Source organism: Adhaeribacter terrigena (assembly GCF_016623615.1).
Classification (GTDB): Bacteria; Bacteroidota; Bacteroidia; order Cytophagales; family Hymenobacteraceae; genus Adhaeribacter_A; species Adhaeribacter_A terrigena.
This window is the reverse complement of record NZ_JAEHFX010000021.1, coordinates 1-707: the sequence shown is the minus strand read 5'-3', so window position 1 is coordinate 707 and position 707 is coordinate 1. Positions and strand designations below refer to the sequence as shown.

1 protein-coding gene is annotated in these 707 nt (G+C 60.3%); it reads right to left on the bottom strand.

What is annotated here, in order from left to right:
• On the bottom strand, window positions 1-707 hold a 707-nt coding region (locus I5M27_RS18470), incomplete at both ends, for a hypothetical protein (protein ID WP_200507871.1).

Genomic DNA, 707 nt, shown 5'->3' with positions numbered 1-707 from the left:
AGCGGGGAGTTGATGTCGCCGGCGGTCCAGTAAGAGAATTGGGAAACACCAGTCAGCGTTACCAGGTTGTTGGCCGGATCGGCCACCGTATTTGAATCAGCGGCCCAGCTTCCGCCCTGGTTTCCGGAACGGTAAAGCACCAGGTCGGCTTCGTTATAAGCGGCTACTTCGTGGTCTAAGTAATGAAAGACCATGGTCACGTTCAGGCCGGCATTCACCGCGCTCTGAATATCGAAGTAACGCGGGATGCTGTAGCCCGGTCCCCCGGCATTCATCGGGGTGCCGGTCACGCGGCGGGCGGTGGTTAAGCCCGGCATGAGAGAACCGGCGGCCGGGGTGAGCTGAAGGCCCAATCCGCCGAAGTCAGCCAGGGCAGCCGTGCTCAGGTCGCGGGTAGTTTCCACCTGTCCGAGTACGTAGCTGGTGTTGGATTCGGTGATAGTGGCCGTGCCGGCTAAGGTGATCTTGCTGCCTTCGGTGTTGAGCAGGCCGGCAGTCATGGTGAGGGCACCGGTTATGGTAAGGTTTCGGTTGATGCCTTTGGTGCCGCTGCCGTTCACGGTGAGGTTTGCCAGGGTGCTGATGCCATTCACCAGCTGAACGCCCGTGCCGGTAAGTTCCAGGGTGCCTGCCGCATTACTGAAAGTGCCGCTGTTGCTCAGGTTGCCGGCAAGTTGCAAGGCGCCCCCGTTTATGGTGATGGAAGC